The organism is Ruegeria sp. AL3, assembly GCF_056536065.1.
In genome coordinates this window covers 20271-46455 of record NZ_JBQFJG010000002.1, presented here as the reverse complement: position 1 = coordinate 46455, position 26185 = coordinate 20271, and the positions used below count along the sequence as shown (strand labels likewise).

Here is a 26185-nt window from a genome sequence, read left to right as displayed (position 1 = left end):
GACATGACCGACCTTCCGAAAACAGCCAAAGCCGTCATTATCGGTGGCGGGATCATCGGCTGCTCGACCGCCTATCACCTGGCCAAGCTGGGCTGGACGGATACGGTGCTGCTGGAGCGCAAGAAACTGACCTCGGGCACAACCTTCCACGCCGCAGGGCTGGTGGGACAGTTGCGTTCAAACGCCAATATTACGCAATTGCTGGGTTATTCCGTCGATCTGTACAACGAGATCGAAGAGGAAACAGGGCTTGGCACTGGCTGGAAGATGAACGGCGGCTTGCGTCTGGCCTGCAACGAAGAGCGCTGGACCGAGGTGAAACGCCAGGCCACAACGGCGCATTCCTTTGGTCTGGACATGCAGCTTCTGACCCCATCCGAGGCGCAGGAGCTTTGGCCCTTGATGGATGTTTCGGACGTGATCGGCGCAGCTTACCTGCCGACAGACGGTCAGGCCAATCCATCAGATATCACGCAGGCATTGGCCAAGGGCGCCCGCATGGCCGGGGCGAAGATATTCGAAGATACCAAAGTCACCGATATCGAGATCGAAGATGGCAAAATTCGTGCGGTAATCACCGAACAAGGTCGGATCGAGTGTGAAAAGGTGATCTGTTGCGCCGGGCAATGGTCCCGCACCTTTGCCAGCCGCTTTGGCGTCAACGTTCCTCTGGTTCCGATGGAGCACCAGTACATGGTGACAGAACCTTTCGACGTGCCCGGTAACCTGCCGACCCTGCGCGACCCCGACCGGCTGACCTATTACAAGGAAGAAGTAGGCGGGCTGGTCATGGGCGGCTACGAGCCGAACCCGATCCCCTGGGCCACCAAAGGTATTCCGCAAGGTTTCCACTATACCCTTCTCGACAGTAATTTTGACCATTTCGAGCAGTTGATGGAACTGGCGCTGGGTCGGGTGCCTGCTTTGGAAAACGCAGGGGTGAAAACCCTGACCAACGGGCCAGAAAGTTTCACGCCCGATGGCAATTTCATCATTGGCGAAGCGCCCGAATTGAACAATTTCTTCGTCGGCGCGGGCTTCAACGCCTTTGGCATCGCCGCTGGCGGCGGTGCGGGCATGGCGCTGGCGGAATGGGTGCACAAGGGTGAGCCGCCCTTCGATTTGTGGTCTGCCGATATCCGCCGCTTTGGCCGCCCGCATTTCGACACCGACTGGGTTCGCACCCGTACTGTCGAGGCATATGGCAAACACTACACGATGGGTTGGCCGCATGAGGAACATGACTCGGGCCGCCCCTGCCGAAAATCGCCGCTTTATGACACGCTGAAAAAGCAGGGCGCGTGTTTTGGCGAGAAACTGTGCTGGGAACGCCCCAACTGGTACGCGGACGCGTCAAAGGGCGAGGTGCCCAAGGATGAATACAGCTTTGGCCGCCAGAACTGGTTCGATGCTGTCGGGCGCGAACATAAAGCGGCACGCGAAGCGGCTGTGTTGTTCGATCAGACCTCTTTCGCCAAATTCGCCCTCAAGGGCCCGGATGCTTTGGCGGCGATGAACTGGATCTGTGCCAATGATGTGGACAAGCCGGTTGGTGCGCTTGTCTATACCCAAATGCTGAACGACAAGGGCGGGATCGAGTGTGACCTGACTGTTGGGCGCGTAGCCCATGATGAGTTCTATATCGTCACCGGCACCGGCTATGCCACCCATGACTTCGACTGGATCAACCGCAGCATTCCCGAGGGCATGAATTGCCAGCTGTTCGATATCACCTCATCGAATGCGGTTCTGTCATTGATGGGGCCAAAATCGCGTGAGATTCTGGCGGCGGTGACGCGCGATGACGTCTCGAACAGCGGATTCAAGTTTGGCACGATCCGCACCATCGGGATCGCGGGGTGCCCGGTCAAGGCGCTGCGCGTGACTTATGTGGGTGAGCTGGGCTGGGAACTGCACCTGCCGGTGGAATATGCACAGACCGTGTATGACGCCTTGGCGGAGGCAGGGCGCCCGCATGGTTTGATCAATGCGGGCTACAGGGCAATTGAATCGCTGCGTCTTGAAAAAGGCTATCGCGCCTGGGGCTCGGATATCGGGCCGGATCATACGCCGTTCGAAAGCGGCTTGGGCTGGGCCGTGAAACTCCGGAAAAATATTGATTTTAAAGGGCGCGCCGCCTCTGAGGCGCAAAAAACCGGCGGCGTAAAGAAGATGCTGGCATGTTTCACGGTTGACCCCGAGGTTGTTCTTCTGGGGCGTGAAACGATCTATCGGAATGGCGAAAGGGTCGGATGGCTGACTTCGGGCGGCTATGGTTACACCGTCGGAAAGTCGATCGGCTACGGTTACATCCGAAACGCCAACGGTGTCGACGCACAATACGTCACATCAGGGACATATGAATTGGATGTCGCCACTCAGAGGGTTCCTTGCGAAGTGACGCTGGAACCGCTTTACGACCCGCAGATGAGCCGAGTGAAGGCCTGACCCGAGGGTGCAAGAGCTGACCAACAGACACACGCACAGCGATCGGAACACACGGGGAAAGCATGCAAACAGGGCAAATCCGCCCCGAATGTGCGAAAGTTCGTCGAATCTGACGGGTTCCGATCCATAAACCATTGATAAAGTTTCAGTATTGTCACACCTCATGCCCATCTGAAAACTGAACTGCAAGACTTCTCATTCAGCTTTCAGGGTAAACAACCTTTCATCCGTCGGAGATTGGATGACTTCAGCCGAAAGGACCGGAAATGGTAACCCCAGATGCGTTGACTGAGCATGCGATGAAGATTGCTGATATTGCCTCGGAATCCGCGATGCATTTTTTTCGGGGGTCTTTGGGCATTGAATTCAAACAGGATGAAAGCCCGGTGACGCAGGCCGACAAGGCAGTTGAGGCAGAAGTACGTACCTACCTGAAACAGCATTTTCCCGGACACGGCATCTTTGGCGAAGAGCACGGTCAAGAAGCAGGCGACGGGCGTCATATGTGGGTGATTGACCCGATTGACGGAACCCGTTCGTTTCTGTCCGGCCATCCTTTGTTCGGGTTCCTTTTGGCGCACCTTGTGGATGGGCGCCCTCGGTTGGGGCTGGTCGGAATGCCGGCCTTGCATGAGACCTATTTGGGTGTGGTTGGTAACGGGGCCAGCCTGAACGGGCGGCCGATAGAGGTGTCGCACACCACGCGTCTGGATCATTCGGTTTTGTATGTGAATGAAGGCGACAAGATTTTTTGCGACCATCCTGACCTGTTCAACCGGTTGATGAATGCAGGGCAGACGCGCCGATTTGCCTATGATTGTTACCCCCATGCCTTGCTTGCTTCGGGCCATGTCGATGCTGTGGTGGATTACGATCTGCAACCTTATGACTATCTGGCGCTTTCACCTCTGATCACGGCTGCTGGCGGAGTGATGACCGATTGGCACGGGCATGCGTTGGCCCTCGATTCAGATGGCGCGGTCGTTTCCGCCGCAACCCCTGAACTGCATGCTGAACTGCTTGACCTCATCAATGCTGAGAAATGACAGTGTTGCGCAACCTTGGAAAACTAGCTTCCGCGATCAGATTTGAACAAATACAAAAAGACAAAAAGTGATCCTATTGACGTTGTGACGATTCCGACGGGCAACTCCTGCGGGGCCAGAAGAAGGCGTGACAAGATATCGGACAATGTCAGCAGAATCGCGCCCACGATCGCCGAGACAATCAGCAGGTTTCGGTGCAGAGTACCGGCGATGCCGCGTGCAATATGAGGCACCATCAGCCCGACAAAGCCGATGACACCGGCAACTGAAACGAAACTGGCCGTCGCCAAAGCGGCAACGAAAAACATGCTGAACCGCAGACCTTGAACGGGAATACCCAGTGACGAGGCTGTGAAATCCCCGGTCAGCAGCGCGTCAAGCCACCGACTGCGATAAAGTGAATAGCTCAGGATCAGGCCCAGTCCGATCAGGACAAGCGGGAATGTTTCCCATCTTGCCAGTCCCAGGCCGCCAAGCATCCAGAATATCACCGAATGAGCCGCGCGATTGTCGCCGGAGAAAATAAGGTAGTTGGTGATTGCGGAAAACAGAAAGGACACCGCCAGGCCAGCCAGGATCAGTTTTTCGGGTGCGCTCGTACGCAAGCCCTGAACCAGCGCCAGAACAATGCCGGACGCGATCAGGCCACCGCAAAATGCTGCCAGCGGCAACGTCCAGATTCCCAGGACATCCCCTGTGACGGTGATCACCAGAACGGCGCCGGCAGCAGCACCCGAGGACAGACCGAACAGAAACGGATCTGCCAGATCGTTTCGCGTCGTTGTTTGCAGAACGACACCAACGACGCCCAGCCCCGCACCAATCACGGCGGCAAACAGGGCGCGGGGCAGGCGAAGGTCGAAGACGATCCGGTGCAAGGGCGACATGTCTCCTTCCACCATACCGGTTCCGAGGCCGATGGCCGAAAAGACTTCGCGCACGGGGATTGGGGTGGTCCCATAGACGATCGACAACAGCAAAAGGGCGGTCAGAACAACCGCCCCCAGCACTATCAAACGGCCCAATTGGACCATATCAGTTGGTCTCCGGGTGCATCGCCTGTGCCATCTTCTCGATCGCCTCGATATTTGCCGGGCCGGGAGTCAGCTCTTCGTAACGCAGGCCAATCCAGCGCTCGTTCTTTACCGCGTCCGTTTGTGACATCACCGGGTGATCCTTGAGGAACTGGAAAGTGTCCTCTGCGCCGTTGCCGGACTGATAGTCGAGCAGCACCAGAAATTCCGGGTTAGCCGCTGCCACAGCTTCCCACGACGTGCGGCCCCAGCTGGTATCCAGATCATGAGTTGCGTTCTCACCGCCAGCGGCTGCGATCATCGCATCGGGAATGGCGAACTTGCCGGCGGTAAACGGAGCATCGGCCGGTCCGTCCAACAGGAATACCCGCGGCTTTTCCAGATCGGCTGTTTTTGCTTGAATGGCGGACAACTTGTCCTTCCAGCCGGCAACCAGCGCCTCGGCCTTGTCTTCGACCTGCATGACCTTGCCCAGGCGCAGAACGTCATCAAACAACAGGTTCATGCTGGCTTCGGGGCGATCCTCGTCCAGATGCACGCAGCTTTCGGTCAGGATCATGGTCTTGATACCAAAGGGTTCCAGCGTGTCGGGCGTGACATCTCCGCCGGGTTTCATGCCATAGTACCAACCGGCAAAAAACAGATCAGGTTCGACGGCCACAAGGTTTTCAATCGTCGGGTATTTGGGGGCAAGCTCTGGGATGTCGCCGCGCTGAGCATCAAAGTCAGGGCTGGTTTTGTACCAGCCCGAAATCCCGGTAAGTCCCACGATCTTGTCCTGAAGGCCGAGTGCAAAGGCCATATCCGCCATGTTCATATCATGCACGACCAGACGTTCCGGCGCCGAGTCAAAAACCAGCGGTTCGCCGCAATTGTCCACGGTGACGGCTTCCGCTGCCACGCCACCTGCCAAGCCAGCGAAGACAACCACCGGCCAGAGTTTCTGCATCATATGTAAGCTCCTGTTATTATGACAATTTCCGTTTTCGGATGTCCAGTGCGGGGATCATGCGGCCTTCGTGCTGAAAGCACAGATAATCCACGCCGAATGTCTCACTTACCCGGTCTGGGGTCAGAACTTCGCCAACAGGCCCGAACCCCGTCAGGCGCGTGGCTTTCATCAACGCCACATGGGTGGCGAATTCCGGGATCATGACCAGATCATGGACGATCATGACGACCGTTACCCCCAGATCAGCGACCAGAGACAGCATGTGCCCCTTGGCATCGGGGTCCAGATGGTTGGTTGGCTCGTCCAGAAACAGCAAGGACGGGTTCTGGGCCAGCGCGCGCGCGATATGTGCGCGCTGACGTTCTCCGCCGGACAGTTGACCCATAGTTTTGTTGGCAAAATGCAACAGCTCGGTCGTCGTCAGCACCCGTTCAAGATCAGCCCTGTGCTGAGCCACCGAACGTTCGCCCTGAATCGGGATTTGCCCCAGCGCAACGTAGTCTTGCAGGCGCATCCGCCCGTCGGGCATTTCCTGCTGCCCGACCACAGCAATGGAGCGGGCACGTCGGCGGGCGGACAGGGTCCGAAGGCTTTGTCCTTCTATCCAAACATCGCCCAACGCAATCCGTTCAATCCCGCACAGCAGTTTCAGCAGAGTGGTTTTGCCGGCGCCGTTCGGCCCGGCGATTGCCAGAATTGATCCTTCTTCCAGACGAAAGGACACATCCTGCAACAGGATGTCGCCATTGAGCGCGTAGTATTCCAAATTCTCTGCAATCAGAAAACTCATGATGACCCCCCGAAAGGCAACGCGGGAATTCGCGATAAGGTCTTTGCGAAAAGGGCAGGGGGGCGGTCCGAGGCACTGGTCCAGCCGTTGTCGCTGTCGCCGAACTGGATCGCAAATTCGACCAAGGCAGACAGATCGCGGGATGTCGTGATATCGCCAAACAGGTACTGCGCTTTGCCCGGGGCCTGAAATCCGACGGTCATGGCCCGTTCACAACCTGCCATGCAGGCCACCATTCGGGTTTCAAAACCGTCAGGCAACCGGGCATCCAGCGCGTCTTGTGCGGCTTCGGCAGACATCGTCCCCTGACATGTTGAACAGATCAGAACGTAGTGATCAGAATAGCAGGTCATTGCCTTCTCCGTCGTTTGCCAGATGCAGACAGAGGGCACATACCCGGATATTACGCAAACGCGCCATCAAGCCTCCTTCCGAGACGCCCCGCCTCGGGTTGGTTCATAGTGTGATGGCAGGTCTCCTGACTTGCGGGTCGTTGCTCGGCCGACCTTCCCAACCCTTTTGGGTCAGTGGTGAAGTGGCGTCGCTCACCGCTTACAGTTGCGGGGGCAGTCACGGACTTGGCACATTCCAGCGCCGCACCGTGTTCCCATTTTCATCCCTTACGGAACCATCCCGCTCAGCTAGTCCGGCTACGCCTGACTTGTCAAGCGGCAGGCGAAAGGGTGGTGGACGGAATTGCAACGGTTGAGCCAGCGATCCTGGTGCGCCAGCCCGGACCGAACGGTGTCAATAGTCTGATACAAGAAGAAAATCCGGTTCGGTATCTTCCTCAACCTTTGAAAACCGTGGGATTGGCTTTTCAAACACATTGTCCGTACGGTCGTCATTCACGGTCGATACCTCGCCAATAAGGCAATCGCCGCGCTCGGCCCAGAAAGCGTGCCAGATGCCGGGCATCAGAGTTACGCTTTGCCCCGGCTTCAGCCGCAAGTGCTCTTCGGGTTGCAAGGTTACAGGGCAGGCATCGCTTGGGACCGTCACCGGGTTGTCGCGGTCGACGCCACCGTTTGGATCCGACGCATGGATTTCCAGAACGAGATCGCCGCCGCCCCGGTTGATGATGTCTTCTGCCTTGATGATATGCCGGTGCATCGGAGAAAGCTGATTTTCTTTCGAGATCAACAGTTTTTCCGCATAGAGCATCCCGCGCCCGGATTTCAGATCCTTCGCCTCACCATTGCGCAAAGTGAATAGAAACAGTCCAAGTTCATCAAAACGGCCCTGGGCGTAATCGGTAATGTCCCATCCCAGCCCGCGGCTGCGGATCGTTTCGGCCAGAGGGCTGCGCATTTTCTCGGGCGACCAATCCGCAAAGGGTGGCAACACGGCACCGAAGGACTGAATGAACGCCTGTGCCCGGGTCTTGATACGGTTGATTTCGGATCGTTTCATCATGCCGTCCCACAGATCAAAGTTCGTGCGCCCAGGGGGGTTCTGCCCCGGCTCGGGAAACGGTCACGGCCGCCACGTCAGCGCCCAGTTCCATGGCTGCTTGCAGGCTTTCAACCGTCAATCCGCGAAGACCTGACTTGGTCAGATGCCCTGCGCGGCTGAGCTCGGTCAGAACGCCGGCGTTGAACGTGTCACCTGCGCCGATCGTATCGACCACTTCAACGGGTTTCACGGGAACCGAAACTTCGGAACCATCCGCCAGGTAACCGTGCGCCCCGTCACTGCCGCGCGTGACGATGACAACGGAAGGACCCGCCTGCAACAGCACAGACGCTTTCGCGGCTTCGGATTCAGCGCCCGGAATAATCCAATCCAGGTCCTCGTCTGAAACCTTTACGATATCCGCACGCGAGATCATGCGGTTCAAACGCGTCCGAAACCGGGTTTGATCCTTGATGAAATCCGGGCGAATATTCGGGTCCAGCATCACCGCACGGTCGGAACCGTGGCGGTGCAGAAGGGCGGCATATGCATCTGCGCAAGGTTCACACGCAAGGCTGATTCCGCCGAGATACAGGGCAGAGACAGCGGGAAGCTGATCGGGCATGTCCTCGGGCAGCAACATCCGGCCTGCGGTGTTTTCATCAACAAAGCTGTAAGACGCGTGTCCATCCGAGAGCTGCACAAAGGCAAGCGTGGTAGGGCGGTCCGAGATGATGACATGTGTCGTGTCCACATGGCTCGCTTTCAGCGCATCGATCAGTTGCTGGCCGAACATGTCCGATGACAAACCTGTCAGCATCCCAACCGGAACACCCAGACGTCCCATCGCGACGGCTGTGTTCAGAACTGCACCACCAGTATGTGGCACAAAACCAATTGCGCCCGACGCGGTCGGTTCTGAAATCATATCTATCAGCGCTTCACCACAGCACAGGATCATGTCTTGTTCCTTCTTGGTACAGAGAATTCGGTCAGTCTGGTTGCTGTCTCAGCGCGTTCTTGCAGAAGTTGTTTGCGCCGATGATCCCGAACTCTGCCTGTTCAGACACGTAAAGGTTCAGGGAGCGGCGCAAGTCGCTGAAGCGGCCGCCGCCGTTGAACGCATCCTTGAAGTTGTCGCTGAATAGCCAGCGGTTTTTCTCGGCAACGCCGCCGACGAGGAAAACGCCTCCCTCTGGCATCAAGGTGACCGCCAGATCACCCATCAAAGCACCCAGATGGGTGGTAAAAATCTGCGCGGCTTTTTCGGCGACCAGATCGGTACCGTTGCGGGCATCGTTCAGAATTTCCTTTGCAGAGCGCGCCTGAGACCGCGCCTGACCGGCTGCCAATTCAACCGCCTGATACAGGATCGGCAGGCCGGTTCCGCTCAGGAACATTTCTGCTTCCAGCGCCAGGCTGTCGCCAAAGAAACAGCCCGGTGCGATGCGACGTGCCGCCTCAAAGATATCAACTTCGTCGCGATGGCGCGGGTACAGGCCCACGTGCCCGCCTTCGCCGGAGACCGTGTGATACCTGCCTTCGGAAAAAAGCAAAGCACCAACACCAAGCCCGGTTCCGGGCCCTACAACCAGCCGTGTGCCTGCGGGCGGCGCCTCCTGACCCTGCAAGACCGCAACATCCGACCGAGTCACCTCGGCCACTGACCACGCCGCAGCGGTGAAATCATTTATGACAAAAGTGCGCTCTGCTCCTGTTGCTTTCGTCAGCTCGGTTTCCGAAAGATCCAGGTTCGCGTTGGTCAACTGAATCGTTCCGTCCCTGACCGGCCCGGCTCCGGCTGCTACGACGGCCTGTGGGTTGGTTCCGATCTCGTCCCTGAGGTCATGGAACGCCTCGAGCAGATCTTCCAATGTCCCCGTCGGGTGTTTCCGAAGATCTGCCAATTCTCCGTTCGTAACAACGCCCAGACGTGTGTTCGTACCGCCGATATCCGCAACCAGGTTCCAATGCTCATGCACGGCACCGAATGGTTGCGCTAACGGCTGAGAGACACTCTGACCCCCGGACAGGGCGGATTTCAGCGCCATGAAAGACGCTTTGGGCGTTCTCGCAAGTGTTTCGAAATCCACGTCCACCAGTCCAAACCTCTTCTCGTACCCGAAGGCCCATTCATAATTGTCCAGCAGCGACCAGACAAAATAGCCATTCACCGGAACACCTTGTGCCAAAGCGTCCAGTACGGCCGCAAGGTGCTTGTCGAGATAATCGATACGATCATCGTCCTGCACGCGCTCCTCACTCGCCATACCGTTTTCGGTGATATAGATTGGCAGGGCGCCCGTATAGTCTTTCCTTGCTCTGACAAGAAAGCGGGTTAGGGCAGAGGGATCGATTTCCCATCCCATCTGCGTTTTGGGTAACGGTCCGGGAACCTCTTGCAGGCTGGGCCAAGCGGTGTCCGCCGGGGCTATCAACTTTCGGGTATAGTAGTTCAACCCGCACCAATCGACTTGTGTGCCGATGGTTTCAAAGTCGTTCTGCCAGCTCTTGGGCAAGTGCGGCTCCAACCCCTCCAGGGCTATTTGGGGATATTCCTTGTTGAAAACACCGCCAAGGAAGAACCGGTTGTAGATCGCATCGTAGCGATCTGCCGCAAGCCGCGCATCTGCGCTGTCATCCGCGGGCTCGGACCATTCGAGGTTGAACACGGCACCCAGATTGCTCATCCCAAGACTGCGCATGGTCTGAATGGCCCGCCCGTGGGCCAACAAAACGTGATGCATCGCCCGGGCCGCGGCGCGGATATCGCGCAGACCGGGCGCATGGTGGCCTTCAAAATGGCTCAGCCAACTGACGCACCAGGGTTCGTTGATCGGCGCGGCACTGAACATCCGGTCTCCGATCCGACCCATGATGACCTGTGTATAATCCGCGAACCAATCCGCGATGTCGCGATTGCACCATCCCCCCTGATCCGCAAGCGCTGACGGCAATTCCCAATGATAAAGCGTCACACAGGGGCGGATACCGCGCTCCAGCAGGGCGTCCGCCAATCGGTCATAATAATCCAACCCTGCCTGATTGACCTGACCACGCCCGTCGGGCAGTACGCGTGCCCAGCTGGTTGAAAAACGATAACAGTCAAACCCGGCCTCGCGCACCAGATCGAAATCCTGCTCGAACCGGTTCAGGTGATCGCATGCGACGTCTCCGTTTTCCCCGCGCACCACGTTGCCTGGCGACGCCGCAAAGGTATCCCAATGAGTTCGCCCCGCCCCGCCCTGTGCGTGGCCTTCAATCTGGTACGCAGAAGTGGCAACACCAAAGAGAAAATCTTTGGGAAAGTCAGCGCGTGCGTATTTCATGGTTGCACCCTGTTGGGTGCAGGGCCGGTTGACCTACCAACGACCAGCTCGGCCTCCAGCAGCCTGGTTTTGACGGGATCATTCGGGGATTTGATGCGCTGGATCAACATGTCAGCCGCCATTTCACCCGCCTGACGGACGGATGAGCGTGTTGCCGTGAAAATCGGAACATCCTGCCCGTTCTTCAAATAGGACAGGTCGTCGTCATGGGCGATCACTGACACATCCGTACCCATCTCAAGCCCGTTTTCGGACAGCGCACGCCGTACGCCGATGGCAGAGATCATCGATGAACACAAAATAGCGGTCGGAGGGGAATCGAGGCGCAACATGTTCTGCGTTTCGTGATGGCCGTAAACCTCTGTCATTTCAGCGCTGCGCATCAGATTTGCATCGGGCGCAAGCCCGGCCTGACCAAGCGCCTCAAGATATCCGTCGCGGCGGCGTTGGGCAAAATCCATATCTTCCAGACCGTTGATCAGAGCGATACGGCGATGGCCAAGGTCAATCAGAAAGCGCGTGGCGCGCATGAACGAACTTTTGTTGTTCACGTCGATCCAGTCATACTGAGCGTCGACGCCGGTCGAGCGTCCGTGCACGATGAATGGGACGCCCATGCGGGTCAGGACTTCGATCCGTGGTTCGTTTACTTTAGGGCCTTGCAGCACGACTCCGTCCACCGCACCGCGCTTAAAAAGACTCCGATACGCTTCTTCAATCGAAGTGTCGTCGGCATTGGTGAACATCATGTCATAGCCATGTTCAGCGTATTTCTTTGCGGCGCCGGCGACGAAATCTCCGAAGATCGGGTTGACCATTTCATGCCGGGACGAGCTGGGAATGACGTGGCCGATCACCATCGATCGTCCGGTCGCAAGCCCTTTGGCGCGACTGTTCGGCCGGTACCCGTGTTTGCGTGCCGCGGCTTGAACGCGCGCACGTGTGTCCTCGCTCACTTCGGGGTACCCGTTCAGCGCCCGGCTGACCGTAGTTTGCGAAAGGCCCAGAACTTCCGAGAGCTGCTTCAGGTTCATTTTACGATTCAAAGCGCCTTAAAGTGAGTGGCTCTTTTTTGTTTTGTGAGCAAATACGGCATCCGTCAACTTGTTTTGCGTCAAAAGCAAAAAATATAATTTATTTTGGCGCTGGGAAGCAAAATATTGACAGGGTGCCGATGTTAGCGGATAACACACGTCATCCAAAGCGCTTTGAAAGCGAGTCTTTGAGTACATGAAAGCTTGGGAGGAGGATTTGATGAAACACGGGCTTTACGCAGGTGCGGCGGCACTCGCCCTGATGGCCGGATCAGTTCAGGCAGAGGGTGAGATGATCCATGTTGTCGGCGAGGGCAGTTTTGACTGGGATGGGTTTCAGGCCTTTGCCGAAGCGAATGATCTGTCCGGCGAAAGCCTGACCATTTTCGGCCCCTGGCTGGCTGGCGAGGGCAAGTCCTTCGAAAACCTCGTGGCCTATTTCGATGAGGCAACAGGCGCGAATTCCAGCTATGTGGGTTCGGATTCTCTGGAACAGCAGATCCTGATTGATGCGGCCGCAGGCTCGGCGCCGAATCTGACTGTTTTCCCGCAGCCTGGTTTGGCGGCAAACCTCGCAAAACAGGGCTATCTGACGCCATTGGCCGAAGGCACTGCGGACTGGATCAAGGAAAACTTCGCCGCGGGACAATCCTGGGTCGATCTGGGTACGTTTGAGAACGCGGAAGGGTCTGACGATTTTTACGGGTTCTTCTTCAATGTGAACGTCAAATCGCTGGTTTGGTACGTGCCCGAAAACTTCGAAGACTTTGGGTATGAAGTGCCCGAAACCATGGAAGAATTCAAGGCTCTGATGGATCAGATGGTCGAGGACGGCGAGACGCCTTTGTGCGTCGGTCTGGCCTCGGGCGGCGCAACGGGTTGGCCTGCGACGGACTGGGTCGAGGATCTTATGCTGCGTACGCAACCACCTGAAGTCTATGACCAATGGGTGTCGAACGAAATGAAGTTCGATGATCCCCGCGTCATAGCCGCGATTGAGGAATATGGCAGCTTTACCCGCAATGACGACTATGTGGTAGGTGACGCAGACGACACAGCGGCAATCGATTTCCGTGACAGCCCCAAAGGTCTTTTCGATAGCCCGCCCGCTTGCATGATGCATCGTCAGGCTTCGTTTATTCCCGCCTATTTTCCGGAAGGCACCGAATTGGGGGTGGATGCTGATTTCTTCTACTTCCCGGCTTACGCCGAAAAAGACCTGGGGACACCGGTGCTTGGGGCAGGGACATTGTTCACAATCACCAACCCAAACCCCGCAGCCGAAGCCTTTCTGGAGTTCCTCAAGACACCTTTCGCCCATGAGATCATGATGTCGCAGGACGGTTTCCTGACGCCACATCTGGGTGCGGACCCGGCGAACTATTCGAATGATTCACAGCGGGGACAGGGTGAAATTCTGACCAACGCAACGACCTTCCGCTTTGACGGGTCCGACCTGATGCCCGGTGCAGTCGGGGCAGGTACGTTCTGGACCGGGATGGTCGATTACTCGTCGGGTGCAAAAGATGCAGCCACCGTGGCACGTGAAATCCAGGCGTCCTGGGACGCAATCAAGTGACCAACTCATGGGGCGGTCCTGAGGCCGCCCCGTTTGCCAAACGGATGGGCGTATCATGACACCCGCATTACAAGGCCTGCTGACGATCGCCATTGGCGTGTCGGGTTGCGTGGGCTACTTCTATCTTTCCAACCAGTTTCTGGACAAAGTCCTGTTTCCGCCGCGCGGGCCAAAGGCGGGCCGAAACATCAACCGTGCGAACTTGATCCGCCCGTGGTTGTTCCTGTTCCCGGCGCTTGCTGCATTGGGGCTGTATCTGGCGTATCCGGTGGTTGAAACCTTGCGCCTTTCGCTTACGGAACGCGTGCCCGGTGGCGGATACCGTTGGGTTGGCCTGGACAACTATACCCAAATGGCGGCGGAGCCGAAGTTTTGGGAAGCCATGCGCAACAACATGTTCTGGCTGATCGTCGTGCCGGCCATGTCAACGGCTTTTGGTCTTCTCGTGGCGCAACTGACCGACCGCATCCGCTGGGGCAACTTTGCCAAATCCCTGATTTTCATGCCGATGGCCATTTCATTTGTTGGTGCATCGGTGATCTGGAAACTGGTTTATGATGCGCGACCAGCGGAACAGGACCAGATAGGCATCCTGAACGCGTTGTACATCTTCTTCGGCGGAACCGAACCCAACACTTGGTTAACAATCCCCTTCTGGAACAGTTTCTTTCTGATGGTTGTCCTGATCTGGATACAGACGGGTTTCGCGATGGTCATCCTGTCGGCGGCCTTGCGCGGTATTCCCGAAGAAACCATCGAGGCGGCCATTTTGGATGGGGCCAATCCCTTTCAGATCTTCTTCAAGATCAAGGTACCGCAGATCAAAACCACGATCCTTGTTGTTTGGACGACGATCACGATCACCGTTCTCAAAGTGTTCGACATCGTCTTTGCCATGACGAACGGCCAGTGGGAGACGCAGGTGCTGGCAAACTACATGTACGACAAGCTTTTCCGGGCCAATGACTGGGGCGTCGGATCCGCCTCGGCCATGGTGATCATGTTGCTTGTTACGCCGATCCTCGTCTGGAACGTGCGCAACGCGCGCAAGGAGATGGAGTAAGCCATGAGCGATATCGCCGGAACCAAACCCGCGCTCAGATGGGTGGTGCATCTGTCAGTCATCTTCCTGGTGGCTCTTTGGGTCATTCCTACGCTTGGCTTGTTGATTTCGTCCTTTCGGACGGCAGATCAGATTTCGTCCAGCGGCTGGTGGCGGTCGCTGTTTCCCTCTGAACAAAACCTGACGCTTCGCAGTGCCGCGCCCGAGACGCAGGTGCTGGAAAACGGACTGTATGTCATTCAGGGGGCGTTGTTCGGCGAAGATGAGCAAGCAACGATTTCCAGATGGGGGATCAGTTCGCGCGAGGTTGATGCATTTGAACCGGGCCAAACAGCCGAGCTGCGCCGAGGTGGTACGATCACGGTGGATGCGGCGGGCAACTATCGTATGGAAAACACCGAGGAATTCACCGGGAAACGTGGTGCGCGCATCTTCGTAACAGCGGAACTGCCACCCGAGTTCACTTTGGAAAACTACCGAAAGGTTCTTCTGGATCAAAGCAGTACGGACAGCATGGCCAAGGCGTTCTTCAACACGCTGACGGTGACCATCCCTGCAACAATCATCCCGATTCTGGTTGCCGCCTTTGCGGCTTATGCGCTGGCGTGGATGGAGTTTCCCGGGCGCGCCCTGCTGATTGCGGCCGTTGTTGGCCTTTTGGTCGTTCCGCTTCAATTGGCCTTGATCCCGTTGCTGAAATTTCACCTCAATATCGGGATCGGCAAAGGCTATCTGGGAGTCTGGCTTGCGCATACAGGGTTTGGGATGCCACTGGCGATTTACCTGCTGCGCAACTACATGGCCGGATTGCCGCGTGATCTGATCGAAAACGCCCGCGTAGATGGCGCCACAGAGTTTCAGATCTTTACCAAACTGATCCTGCCACTCAGCTTCCCGGCGCTGGCGTCTTTCGCGATTTTCCAGTTCCTGTGGACATGGAATGACCTGCTTGTTGCCAAGGTTTTCCTGATCGACGCGACCGGCCAGACAACCGTGATGACGAACCGCATCGTCGAACTGCTGGGTACACGTGGCGGCAATTGGGAAATCCTTGCGACCGCTGCCTTTGTCTCGATCTTCGTGCCGCTGGTCGTCTTCTTCGCAATGCAAAAATACCTGGTCCGGGGCCTGCTGGCCGGATCTGTCAAATAGAGGCGTCTGATGAACGTGCAGAACAACCCTGAACAATGCAAAGCAACGAAACTGTCTTCGGACTGGTGGCGCGGTGGTGTGATCTATCAGATCTACCCACGCAGTTTTCAGGACAGCAACGGGGATGGGATCGGTGATTTGAAGGGCATCACTGCGCGACTGGATTACATCGCCTCGCTGGGCGTTGATGCAATCTGGATCTCGCCGTTTTTCAAATCGCCGATGAAGGATTTTGGTTACGACGTCAGCGATTATCGCGACGTCGACCCCATGTTCGGAACGCTTGAGGACTTCAAAGAGCTTCTGGATCAGGCGCATGCCAAAGGGTTGAAGATCATGATCGATCTGGTTCTGTCGCACACGTCGGACCAGCACCCTTGGTTCAGCGAAAGCCGCAGCAGCCGTGAAAACCCGAAATCCGATTGGTATGTGTGGGCTGACCCCAAGCCGGATGGCACGCCACCAAACAACTGGCTTTCGATCTTCGGCGGCTCGGCCTGGCAATGGGATGCCCGACGGCTGCAATATTATCTGCACAACTTCTTGACATCGCAGCCGGATCTGAATTTCCACTGCCCGAATGTTCAGGATGCGTTGCTGGACGTGGCGCGGTTCTGGCTTGATCTGGGAGTGGATGGCTTTCGGCTGGATACCATCAATTTCTATTTCCACGACAAGGCGCTGCGCGACAATCCTGCGCTGCCGATGGATCAACGCAACGCCACGATCGCACCGGCCGTGAACCCCTACAACCATCAGGACCACCTGTTTTCAAAAAGCCAGCCCGAGAACATCGCCTTCCTCGAAAGACTGCGGGCCTTGACGGACGAATATGACGGCCGGGCTTGTCTGGGCGAGGTCGGAGATGCGCAGCGTGGGCTCGAGATCATGGGCGAATACACATCCGGGGATAAGCGGATGCACATGTGCTATGCCTTCGAGTTCCTGGAAAAACGTGCATTGACGGCCACTTACACCAAGCACGTTTTCGACCAGTTGGAAGCGAAGGCAGGTGACGCATGGCCATGTTGGGCATTTTCCAACCACGACGTGCAACGTCACGTCTCGCGCTGGAATCTGGATGACGCCGCAACCCGTCAGCACGCGGTTCTCATGATGTGCCTGCGCGGCTCTGCCTGCCTTTATCAGGGCGAAGAACTGGGCCTGCACGAAGCGGATGTGTCGTTCGAGAAACTGCAAGACCCCTACGGCATCGAGTTCTGGCCCGAATACAAGGGTCGCGATGGCTGCCGCACACCGATGGTTTGGGCGGCACAAGATGAACAATCGGGTTTCAGCACAGCAGAGCCTTGGCTGCCGGTAAGCGCACAGCAGGCCGGGCAGGCGGTGGACCGATTGGAGGCGGATCCAGGCTCGATGTTGAACCACTACCGTCGCGCCATTGCCTTGCGACATGCGCATCCTGCTTTGGCAGCGGGGGCGCAGACCGGCATGAGGGAAACGGGTTCGATTCTGTCTTTTATGCGTGAGGATTCGCATGAGCAGATATTCTGCGCCTTCAATCTGGGCACGGATTCTACCGCGTTCAAGCTGCCCGAAGGCAGTTGGCAGGTGATGGGTCAGGACCTGGGCGGTGTCGAAGGAAGCGGCAACGTTGTCCTGAACGCGGCGCAGTTCATCCTGATGTACAGGAAAAAGGGATAAAGCATGTCTGAACTCAACCTCACGGACGTCGCCAAGTCCTATGGCCCTGTCGATGTTTTGAAGAACATCAACCTCGACATCGAACAAGGCGAACTGATCGTTTTTGTCGGTCCTTCCGGATGCGGCAAGTCCACCCTGCTGCGGATGATTGCCGGGTTGGAGAAGATTACAGGCGGCACGCTGGAAATCGAAGGGCAGGTCATGAACGATGTTCCGCCTGCACAGCGGGGCATCGCGATGGTGTTTCAAAGCTATGCCTTGTATCCCCACATGACCGTTCGCGAGAACATGGCCTTTGCCCTGAAAATCGCGAAGATGCCCACGGCCGAGATTGATGCTGCCGTAGACCGTGCCGCTCAAATCCTTCAGCTGGAACCATTCCTGGACCGCCTGCCAAAAGCTCTTTCCGGAGGGCAGCGTCAACGGGTTGCCATCGGGCGCGCGATCGTACGTGACCCAAAGGTGTATCTGTTCGACGAACCGCTCTCGAACCTCGACGCGGCACTTCGGGTGGCCACGCGGATCGAGATCGCGCGTCTGAAAGAGGCCATGCCTGACAGCACCATGATTTACGTGACCCACGATCAGGTCGAGGCGATGACACTGGCCAGTCGGATCGTGGTATTGGCCAACAAGGGCATCGCGCAGGTCGGGACACCGCTTGAACTGTATGAGGCGCCTGACAACGAGTTTGTTGCGCAGTTCATCGGTTCGCCGTCCATGAACCTGCTGTCCGGCACAATCACCGGAACCGGCGAAACGACCACCGTTGAACTGTCATCAGGCGGGATTGCAAGATCCGCGGTTCCAACCGAAGACAGTGACCTGGGGAAAAAGGTCAATATCGGGGTGCGCCCCGAAGATTTGGCGATGACGGAAGACTCCGCGATTCTGTCCGGCAAGGTGGATTTCACCGAAGCCCTGGGCGAAGTCACGCTGCTGTATTTTGAGAAAGCCGATGGTGCGGATGCAGTCATTGCAAAGCTGCCGGGGGTTCAGCGGAACCTGCGCGGCCAGACGGTCTCGGTCACGGCCTCACCGGACAAGGTGCATCTGTTCCACAATGGATTGTCCATGCGCAACTAGCAGCGAAACGCAGTTCTTGACAGAATTGCGTTTTGTGTTTCACCATAATTGAAACGTTTCAATGGTGAAAAATGCGGGTATCGGCGCAGCTTTACACGGTTCGGCAATATGGTGACCTCTCGGACCAACTGAAGTTGGTTTCCGCTTGCGGGTTTTCGGATATCGAAACTACCGGTCTGCATGACATGACACCACAAGAGATGGCACGCATCGTCCATCAATCAGGTCTTAACCTTCGTTCTGCACATTTTGATTGGGAGGAGTTCCACGAGCGTTTCGACGACATCGTTGAAGTACTGCACCATTTGGAATGCCAGGTGGCGGTCATGCCTTGGCTGGCGCCACAGGCGCGGCCCGGCACTGTCGAGGGATGGAAGGCAGTGTCGGGCCAGTTGTCCGATTGGGCAGATCAACTTGGAGATCACGGCGTCAGTTTAGCCTATCACAACCACGACTTTGATCTGTTCGGCGCGCCGGGAAAAACACCTCTTGAACTGATTCTGGCGCAAGAAAACATCTATTGGCAGCCCGATATCGGTTGGATTGTCGCGGCCGGTCAGGACGTGGCTGACCTGCTGGTGCGCCATGCGGATCGCATCCTGTCGGTTCATGCAAAGGACGTGGATCCGCAGGGCGGATCAGGCGACAGGCGCTGGCGCAATCCGGGTGAGGGTGTTGTCGATTGGGACGCCACGATACGAGCCCTTTCAAGCACCAAGTGCACCGACCTTTTCGTTGAGCATGATGAAACCGCCGATCACAGGCGCACCTTGCAAATGGGGCGGTTGTTTTTGACTGAACGGCTTGGGGGTATCGGCTGATGGCGCGGGCAACGATCAAATCGATCGCCCGTATGACAGGCTATTCAGTAGGCACGGTTTCAAACGCCCTGCGCGGCGCTTCGTCGGTTAAACGGGAAACGCGGGAAGAGATCCAAAAGGCGGCGTCCGAGCTTGGGTATCGGGTCAATCTGGACGGCCTGAAGCTGCGCACCAATAAATCCTACAGGATTGCGGTATTGGTCAGCGTTTCGGGCAGCGCCGCTGAAGAGTGGGAGGGTGTGGAGTTTACCCGGATCCTGGCCGGAATATCGGACGCGGTTCAAGGGTCACGCTATGAGTTGAGTGTCTTCAGTGTACGAGATGTTGAAGCCGCATTGCAGACCCTGCATTCCATTGTACAGGAAGGGTTGGCAGACGGCGTAATCTTTTCGGGAACTCGGGTGAATGACCCGCGTATCGCCTATCTGCAAGATGAGGGATTTCCGTTTGTCACATACGGGATGAGTGACAGTGCCCAACCACATCCTTACGTGGATCTCGACAGTCAGGCTGCTGCTTTTGATGCAACGTCTCGGCTGCTGGCATTGGGGCACAGGCGGATAGCGCTTATCAACCCGCCGGATGACCTGATCTATGCCCGTCAACGACTTCAGGGATACTCTGATGCTTTGTCGGCCGGTGGCAAGGAGTTTGACCCGGCCCTTGTTCTTCCCGGCCCGACCACGGCGAAGACCGGGCAAAGGGCCTTTGCGGCGCTCATGCGAATGCGCAACCGGCCAAACGCCATCATTTGCGCCAACGAGGCGATGACCCTTGGCGCATTGTCCGCCGCCGCCGATATGGGCGTTCAGGTCGGCAGGGATGTCGTCGTCATTTCAAACGACGATCTGAAACTCAGCCAGTATTTCGTCCCCCCGCCCAGCACCTATTATTTGCCAATCGGCGAGACCAGCCGCCTGCTGGGTGAATACATGCTAAAAACACTGGACGGCGTTGATCCGTCGGAAACGCAAAAAAAGATCAGGGCCACATTGATCGAGCGGCAACCTGACACCCCGGCGCCGGGTATGGCGCAGACCAACTGAGCCAACAGAGGAGAAACCGAACATGTTCAAAAACCTATTTGCCGTTGCAACGCTTGCAATGCTGACAGCGCCTGCGGCCTTTGCCGCCGATCTGGAAGGTCGCGTTCTCAAGATCGGAACGGATGCGACCTATCCCCCGATGGAAACCGTCGACGAAACAACTGGCGAAATCGTAGGCTTTGATGTCGATGTGATGAATGCAATCTGTGAAAAGATCAATTGCGTTCCGAATTTCGTAAACACCGCTTGGGACGGCATCTTTGCGGCGCTTCAACAGGGTGAGTTCGACCTGGTCATCTCGGGCGTATCGATCACGCCCGAACGTGAAGAAACTATGGACTTTTCCGAACCGTACATCGTTGTCAGTCAGGCCATTTTGCTGCAAGTCGACAACGCGGATTTGACGCTTGAGGATTTCAAAGCGGGTGGCCAGAAACTGGCGGCACAAACCGCGACGACCAACGCCCAACTGGCGGAAGAGCTTGTAGGGCGCGAGAATGTCAGCCTCTACGACAATTTCTCGGCAGCTATCCTGGCGCTTCAGAACGCAGATGTACAAGGGGTGATCATCGATGGCACCTCTGCCGCGGCCTACGAGCAGGAGTTTGCTGGAGAACTGACCGTAGGCATCACAGGCCTGCAATCCGATCCATTGGGTATCGTGTTTCAGGAAGGTGACCCGACGGTGGATGCAATCAATGCCGGTCTTGCCGCCATTCAGGAAGACGGCACGCTGGACGCGCTGAAGGCCAAATACTGGGGCACAAACTGATCCTCCAAGCCCTTCTGGGCCCGGCGGCAGTCGTTGCCGGGCCATGTTTCAGCGGAGAAGTTCCATGTCGCGTCTCAGCACGATCCGCCCGAGCAATCTTGTATTGCTCGCAGCCGCTCCCTTCATCGTCTATCTGTTCGCCACGTCCTCGAAATATCTGCGATCTCTGATTGCAATTCTGGGGATCGGTAACAATGCAGGGCCGATTTTCGTCGGCTTTCTGCTGATCGTCTCGGTTGCAATCCTTGGATATCTCTGCGCCCGGTATGCACGTTTTACCAATCACGCCCCCGGCTGGTTGCGCGCTTCGGCCCTTGCGGCGCTGCCCGCGTCAATTGCGCTTTTGGTCATAAGCTTTTTATCTCCACAGCTTTTGATGCCCTTCGCGGAATCCGTTTTCTTTCATGCGCTCAGCGAGAACACATCAACCCTGATCGACCGGTCCAGTCAGACGTGGGTGTTGTATCCCGAAGTCGTGACCCAGATTCAGACAGGACTGCAAGTTCTTCTGGCCGCATACACAGGTGTTGTCGCCTTGAGCCTGCTGTCCGCGGGGTTGCAACCCCCTTGGCGCAGGCGCGTTCTTTTGGGGCTGGAATGCCTTACAGGTGCGGTTTTGTTCTATCTGATGTTCATGGCCCACTGGCAGTTCGCGACGGGCGTTGCCATTACGTTTCGCGCAGCCATCTTCGCCTATATCTTCTCGGCCATTCTGGGCTTGATCTGGGTGGGGTTGCAATCGTTCAAACCACGGGCGCGCACCACGATTCTGTATGGTTCCATCAGCCTGTCATTGCTTGCGATATCAGCCTTTTTCTTCATGCAGCCGCAGGTCAGTTACGTTCTGGTCGGAAGCACCGAAGGGCGCATTGCCATTGTGCGCGGCACACCACAGGCGCAGGCTGACATCATCCGGTTTGGAGAGTTCGACGGTGCCGGCGAACAACAATACCGCATACGCAGCGCCACTGATGCAGCGGCCGCCCTGGAGCAGATTGAAACCGTCGACAGCGTTTCCGGAGCGTTTGTTCCCGTGGATGCTCATTCACAAGGCTATCCAGTTCTGTGGCAGACCAGTTTCTTGCCTGACAAATACCGGAATCCCGCACTGGCTTTTGCTGTTTTCGGCTTTCTGCTGCTGACGCTGACCATTGGCGGCGCACAGCACAAGCTGCATCCCTTGGCGGTCGGGGCCGAATTTTTCGTGGACACGATACGCGGCATTCCGATGTTGGTGATCATTCTTTACATTGGCCTGCCCTTGGCGGGCGCGGTCAAGGATGCCACGGGGGGCGGCATTGATATGACCAACATGACACGCGGGATCATCGCGATTTCGGTCGGGTATTCGGCCTATATGGCGGAAATATTCCGATCTGGGATCGAGGCCATCCCGAAAGGGCAACTGGAAGCAGGCAGTTCGCTGGGCTTGTCGCGCTGGCAGACGGCGCGGCTGATCGTTCTGCCGCAAGCCCTGCGGATCGTCACCCCGCCATTGGGCAACGAATTCATCGCGATGATCAAGGATACCTCGTTGCTGTCCATCCTGTCCGTCCGCGACATGACCCAAAGGATGCGAGAGTTTCAGGCAGCAAGCTTTCTGCCCTTTGCGCCGTTCAATACGGCAGCAATTCTGTATGTGGTACTCACCCTCTGTTGCGCAAGCTTCCTGAAATGGATCGAACGGCGCACGGCAAAGGACAACCGATGAGCAAACTGGAGCTTGGGGTTTGCTACTACCCCGAACAATGGGACCCGTCCCAGTGGCGCAGTGACGCCGCGCGGATGGTCGAGATGGGTTTGGATTGGGTTCGAATCGCCGAGTTCACCTGGGGTCTGATTGAACCGGAACGCGGCCGGTTTCATTGGAACTGGTTGGATGACGTCATCGAGATTCTGGGGCGGGCCGGCCTGCGGGTCATGATGTCGACTCCAACGGCTGCGCCTCCCAAATGGCTGATTGATGAGCACCCCGAAATTCTGCCGGTTGGCCCGGACGGCCGGGTCAGGGGTTATGGTTCCCGCAGACATTATTGTTTTTCCAGTGACGTGTACCTGGCCGAGGCGCAAAGGATCGCCACGGAATATGCCGCCAGGTATGGCCAGAACCCGCATGTCCATGCCTGGCAGATCGACAATGAATACAATGACCACGACACCGTTCTCAGCTATTCCGATGCCGCACGGGCGGGCTTTCGGCGCTGGCTGGCAAAACGATACGGCACAATTGACGCATTGAACGAGGCCTGGGGGACTGTGTTCTGGGGGAGCCTTTATTCCGGCTTTGACCAGATTGAACTGCCCAATGGTCTGGTCGCTACACCCAACCCCACCCATGCCCTTGATTTCAGGCGCTATTCCTCGGACCGGGTGCGGTTGTTCAACAAGACACAGGTGGACGTGCTGCGCGAACATGCGCCGGGTCGAGATATCACGCACAACTTCATGGCCGGCAGTTTCGAATTCGATCACCACGCAGTGGCCGCCGATCTGGATATCGTCGGCTTTGACAGCTACCCGCTGGGTAATCTGATGGGCTCAACCCTGTCAGAGAAGGAAAAGCGCCGTTATCTGCGAACCGGCGCGCCTGATTATCAGGGATTTCATTGTGACCTGTATCGCAGTCAGGGGCGGGGGCGGGTATGGGTGTTGGAACAGCAGCCGGGGCCGGTGGACTGGGCGGCACAAAACCCTTCCCCAGCCGAAGGGATGGTTCGGCTTTGGACCTGGGCCGCATATGCACACGGCGCGCAAGCTGTGATGTTCTTTCGATGGCGACAGGCAAAGTTCGCGCAGGAGCAATACCATACAGCCTTGCTGCGCTCGGATGGCAGTGTGGATCAAGCCGCGCTCGAACTGGCTCAAATTGTGAAGGATCGTGAAAACCTTCCGCCGACGACGCGCGGAAAAGCCTCGGTGGCGATGATGCTGGATTACGCTTCGATCTGGGCGGCCGATATTCTGCCGCATGATGATGACTTCCCCAATTCCCATATCTTCCGTGAATGGTACACTGCCTTGCGCAGTCTGGGGGTGGACATTGATTTTGTGGGTCCCCAGGATGGTTTGGAAGGTTACGCCCTGATCGTGCTGCCGCAAAGCATGATCGTGACCCCGGATCTGGCCGCAAGACTTGAGGCTTCGGGGGCAAAGCTTTTGATTGGTGCCCGGTCCGGCAGCAAGACGGCTCAAATGCAGACGCCTTCAAATCTGGCGCCGGGTGCGTTGGCGGATCTGACCGGCGTCCGTGTCGTCCGTGTCGAATCGCTGCCGGATATTGCAAGAGAATCCGTGCTGTTGCAGAACGGTCAGCTTTTTGACTTTGCCGGTTGGCGCGAAATCATCGAGACCGAGGCAAATGTCCTGGCGCGCTTCAAAAGTGCCTATTGCGACGCCAGCCCAGCGGTTGTCCGGTCGGATCGTGCGACATATCTGGCCATGGTGCCCTGCGGTGCGCTCTTGCACGAGATTGTGCGCGATGTCTTGGAATGGGCAGGGCTGAAGCCTCTGGACTGCGATCCAGACTTACGTGTAACCCGCTTCGGTACGTTGCATTTTGCCTTCAATTTTGGTGACATGTCCAAACCCCTGCCTGGTGGTGGGTCACGACGAATTTTGATCGGCTCTGATCCGGTCGGCGCGCACGAATTCACAGTCTGGCAGGTAAACTAACGCCCTGAGATTCAACCAAAACGTGTCAAAAACAAAAACTGGATATAAGATTTCCGCAAACTGTCACTTTTGGACTGACGAACGGGCACAGAAAGTCCTATGAATATAAAGACAAAAATAAACTCATCCAACAACGGGAGATCACCTATGGCTAAACATTCGTCACTTTCGAGACGCTCTGTGTTGAAAGGCGCAGGTGCTGCGGCACTTGCGGCACCCCTTTACAGCAAGAGCGCTCTGGCGTCGTCGGGCGAAATCAACATTCTGATGTGGTCGGACTACCTGCCGCCCAGTTTCATCGAAGAGTTTGAGACTCTGACCGGAATCAAGGTGAACTATACCGGCATCGGCTCGAACGAAGAGATCATCAACAAGATGAAGGCCACCAAGGGCCAGGGTTTTGATATCGTTTCACCGACCAACAACCGGTCGTTGCAGTGGGAACCGCTGGAGCTGCTCCAGCCCTTCGACATGAACAAAGTTCCGATCGATCTGGTGAACCCGGCCATGGCCAAGATTGGTACTGATGCGTGGAACTTTGGCGATTCAGGTGCGCACTGGCTGCCGCATATCTGGGGTACAGAAGGTATTGCTTATCGTACTGACCTGTGGCTGCCGGATGGTGATGCACCATCCTATGGCGACGTGTGGTCGGAAGCGAACGCTGGCAAAACCATGGGCCGCGCGCATTCCATGATGCTGGGCGCCGGCCTTTATATGGAACGCGCTGGCGAGATGGAGCCGGGTTCGGTCTGGGCGGCATATGGTGATGAAGACACCATGCGCAAGGTTTGGGGCCAGATCACCGACTGGTGCATTGCACGCAAGGACCGCATCAAGCTGATCTGGAACGACGCCGACACACAGAAGAACGGTCTTCTGAACGAAGGCGTTGTCGTTGGCCAAACCTGGGACGGCCCACCCCTTGCACTGAAATCCGCAGGTGAGCCGGTGCACTATCAGGCACCCGTCGAAGGTGCGATGGCTTGGGTGGATGGTATGTCCATGCCGACTGGTGCCGCGAATATCGATCAGGTTTACGCCTTTATCGACTTTGCCTATCAGGCCAAGCCGGCCGGTGTCGCCATTGACAGTCATGGCTACAACTCGCCGGTATTAGGGGCCGACCAGTATTCCGGCGACACCTACAAGAAGAACTTTGCCGAGGCCTATCCGGGCGACTCGCTGGCCAACCTCAATCCGTGGCCTGCAGAAGCGCCGTGGTATGCTGAAACCCGGACCGAGTTCGTCAACAAGTTCAAAAGCGCTTAAGCGTTCCGAACCTTCGCCCTCCGCATCCT

At 56.9% G+C, this 26185-nt stretch carries 21 protein-coding genes, 1 pseudogene and 1 riboswitch; of the genes and pseudogenes, 13 read left to right on the top strand and 9 right to left on the bottom strand.

Annotated features, from left to right (window positions below; translation table 11 throughout):
- Window positions 1-3 precede the first annotated feature (3 nt).
- Both ACR3E6_RS16580 and ACR3E6_RS16575 read left to right on the top strand, forming a co-directional pair.
- Window positions 4-2448: a GcvT family protein gene (locus tag ACR3E6_RS16580; RefSeq protein ID WP_480488220.1), complete on the top strand. Its 2445-nt coding sequence runs from the start codon at window positions 4-6 to the stop codon at window positions 2446-2448.
- Between the two features lie 266 nt (window positions 2449-2714).
- Window positions 2715-3494, top strand: coding sequence for an inositol monophosphatase family protein (locus tag ACR3E6_RS16575; RefSeq protein ID WP_209833881.1), 780 nt, complete (start codon window positions 2715-2717; stop codon window positions 3492-3494).
- Window positions 3495-3517: 23 nt separating this feature from the next.
- Here ACR3E6_RS16575 and ACR3E6_RS16570 read toward each other — a convergent pair whose 3' ends face one another.
- The 9 genes and pseudogenes from ACR3E6_RS16570 to ACR3E6_RS16530 form a co-directional block, all read right to left on the bottom strand.
- Window positions 3518-4528, bottom strand: a complete 1011-nt coding sequence (locus ACR3E6_RS16570; RefSeq protein ID WP_171636159.1) for a FecCD family ABC transporter permease — start codon at window positions 4526-4528, stop codon at window positions 3518-3520.
- Between the two features lies 1 nt (window position 4529).
- A complete protein-coding gene (locus ACR3E6_RS16565) occupies window positions 4530-5480 on the bottom strand; it encodes an ABC transporter substrate-binding protein (protein WP_480488218.1) in 951 nt (316 codons plus the stop codon).
- Between the two features lie 16 nt (window positions 5481-5496).
- Complete coding sequence (locus tag ACR3E6_RS16560) at window positions 5497-6270, bottom strand: ABC transporter ATP-binding protein (RefSeq protein WP_480488216.1); 774 nt, start codon at window positions 6268-6270, stop codon at window positions 5497-5499.
- The gene (locus ACR3E6_RS16555) at window positions 6267-6623 is read right to left on the bottom strand and encodes a DUF1636 family protein (protein WP_480488214.1); all 357 of its coding nucleotides are present in this window, start codon (window positions 6621-6623) and stop codon (window positions 6267-6269) included. Before ACR3E6_RS16555 ends, ACR3E6_RS16560 begins: the two co-directional genes overlap by 4 nt.
- Before the next feature lie 98 nt (window positions 6624-6721).
- Window positions 6722-6918: riboswitch (cobalamin riboswitch) on the bottom strand.
- Window positions 6919-7017: 99 nt separating this feature from the next.
- Window positions 7018-7683 carry a D-lyxose/D-mannose family sugar isomerase gene (locus ACR3E6_RS16550; protein ID WP_171723793.1) on the bottom strand — a complete coding sequence of 222 codons (666 nt, stop codon included), beginning with the start codon at window positions 7681-7683 and terminating at the stop codon, window positions 7018-7020.
- A gap of 16 nt (window positions 7684-7699) precedes the next feature.
- On the bottom strand, window positions 7700-8626 hold the full coding sequence (locus ACR3E6_RS16545) for a carbohydrate kinase family protein (RefSeq protein ID WP_210092929.1): 927 nt from the start codon (window positions 8624-8626) through the stop codon (window positions 7700-7702).
- Window positions 8627-8657: 31 nt separating this feature from the next.
- Window positions 8658-9716 (bottom strand): glucokinase, encoded by a 1059-nt coding sequence (locus tag ACR3E6_RS16540; protein WP_480489137.1) that lies wholly within the window; start codon window positions 9714-9716, stop codon window positions 8658-8660.
- Window positions 9690-10994 (bottom strand): annotated as a pseudogene (locus ACR3E6_RS16535) (GH1 family beta-glucosidase); the annotation flags it as partial. The gene ACR3E6_RS16540 and the pseudogene ACR3E6_RS16535, both read right to left, overlap by 27 nt.
- Window positions 10991-12028, bottom strand: coding sequence for a LacI family DNA-binding transcriptional regulator (locus ACR3E6_RS16530; RefSeq protein ID WP_171723790.1), 1038 nt, complete (start codon window positions 12026-12028; stop codon window positions 10991-10993). The pseudogene ACR3E6_RS16535 and the gene ACR3E6_RS16530, both read right to left, overlap by 4 nt.
- Window positions 12029-12248: 220 nt before the next feature.
- Between ACR3E6_RS16530 and ACR3E6_RS16525 the strand changes: the two genes are divergently transcribed.
- From ACR3E6_RS16525 to ACR3E6_RS16475, 11 genes are all read left to right on the top strand, one after another.
- Window positions 12249-13607: an ABC transporter substrate-binding protein gene (locus tag ACR3E6_RS16525; RefSeq protein ID WP_480488212.1), complete on the top strand. Its 1359-nt coding sequence runs from the start codon at window positions 12249-12251 to the stop codon at window positions 13605-13607.
- A 55-nt stretch (window positions 13608-13662) separates the two neighbouring features.
- A complete protein-coding gene (locus ACR3E6_RS16520) occupies window positions 13663-14670 on the top strand; it encodes a carbohydrate ABC transporter permease (RefSeq protein ID WP_171723788.1) in 1008 nt (335 codons plus the stop codon).
- A 3-nt stretch (window positions 14671-14673) separates the two neighbouring features.
- The gene (locus tag ACR3E6_RS16515) at window positions 14674-15822 is read left to right on the top strand and encodes a carbohydrate ABC transporter permease (RefSeq protein WP_171636140.1); all 1149 of its coding nucleotides are present in this window, start codon (window positions 14674-14676) and stop codon (window positions 15820-15822) included.
- A 9-nt stretch (window positions 15823-15831) separates the two neighbouring features.
- Complete coding sequence (locus ACR3E6_RS16510; protein WP_480488209.1) at window positions 15832-17487, top strand: alpha-glucosidase; 1656 nt, start codon at window positions 15832-15834, stop codon at window positions 17485-17487.
- Between the two features lie 3 nt (window positions 17488-17490).
- Entirely contained in the window at window positions 17491-18573 is a 1083-nt protein-coding gene (locus ACR3E6_RS16505) for an ABC transporter ATP-binding protein (RefSeq protein ID WP_480488207.1), read from the top strand.
- A 71-nt stretch (window positions 18574-18644) separates the two neighbouring features.
- Window positions 18645-19394, top strand: coding sequence for a sugar phosphate isomerase/epimerase family protein (locus ACR3E6_RS16500; RefSeq protein ID WP_480488205.1), 750 nt, complete (start codon window positions 18645-18647; stop codon window positions 19392-19394).
- Entirely contained in the window at window positions 19394-20440 is a 1047-nt protein-coding gene (locus ACR3E6_RS16495; protein ID WP_480488203.1) for a LacI family DNA-binding transcriptional regulator, read from the top strand. The genes ACR3E6_RS16500 and ACR3E6_RS16495 overlap by 1 nt, the downstream gene beginning before the upstream one ends.
- Before the next feature lie 22 nt (window positions 20441-20462).
- A complete protein-coding gene (locus ACR3E6_RS16490; protein WP_209833898.1) occupies window positions 20463-21212 on the top strand; it encodes a basic amino acid ABC transporter substrate-binding protein in 750 nt (249 codons plus the stop codon).
- Between the two features lie 64 nt (window positions 21213-21276).
- The gene (locus tag ACR3E6_RS16485) at window positions 21277-22923 is read left to right on the top strand and encodes an amino acid ABC transporter permease (protein ID WP_210092922.1); all 1647 of its coding nucleotides are present in this window, start codon (window positions 21277-21279) and stop codon (window positions 22921-22923) included.
- Window positions 22920-24884 carry a beta-galactosidase gene (locus ACR3E6_RS16480; protein ID WP_480488201.1) on the top strand — a complete coding sequence of 655 codons (1965 nt, stop codon included), beginning with the start codon at window positions 22920-22922 and terminating at the stop codon, window positions 24882-24884. Before ACR3E6_RS16485 ends, ACR3E6_RS16480 begins: the two co-directional genes overlap by 4 nt.
- A 147-nt stretch (window positions 24885-25031) precedes the next feature.
- Window positions 25032-26156: an extracellular solute-binding protein gene (locus ACR3E6_RS16475; RefSeq protein WP_171723781.1), complete on the top strand. Its 1125-nt coding sequence runs from the start codon at window positions 25032-25034 to the stop codon at window positions 26154-26156.
- Window positions 26157-26185 lie beyond the last annotated feature (29 nt).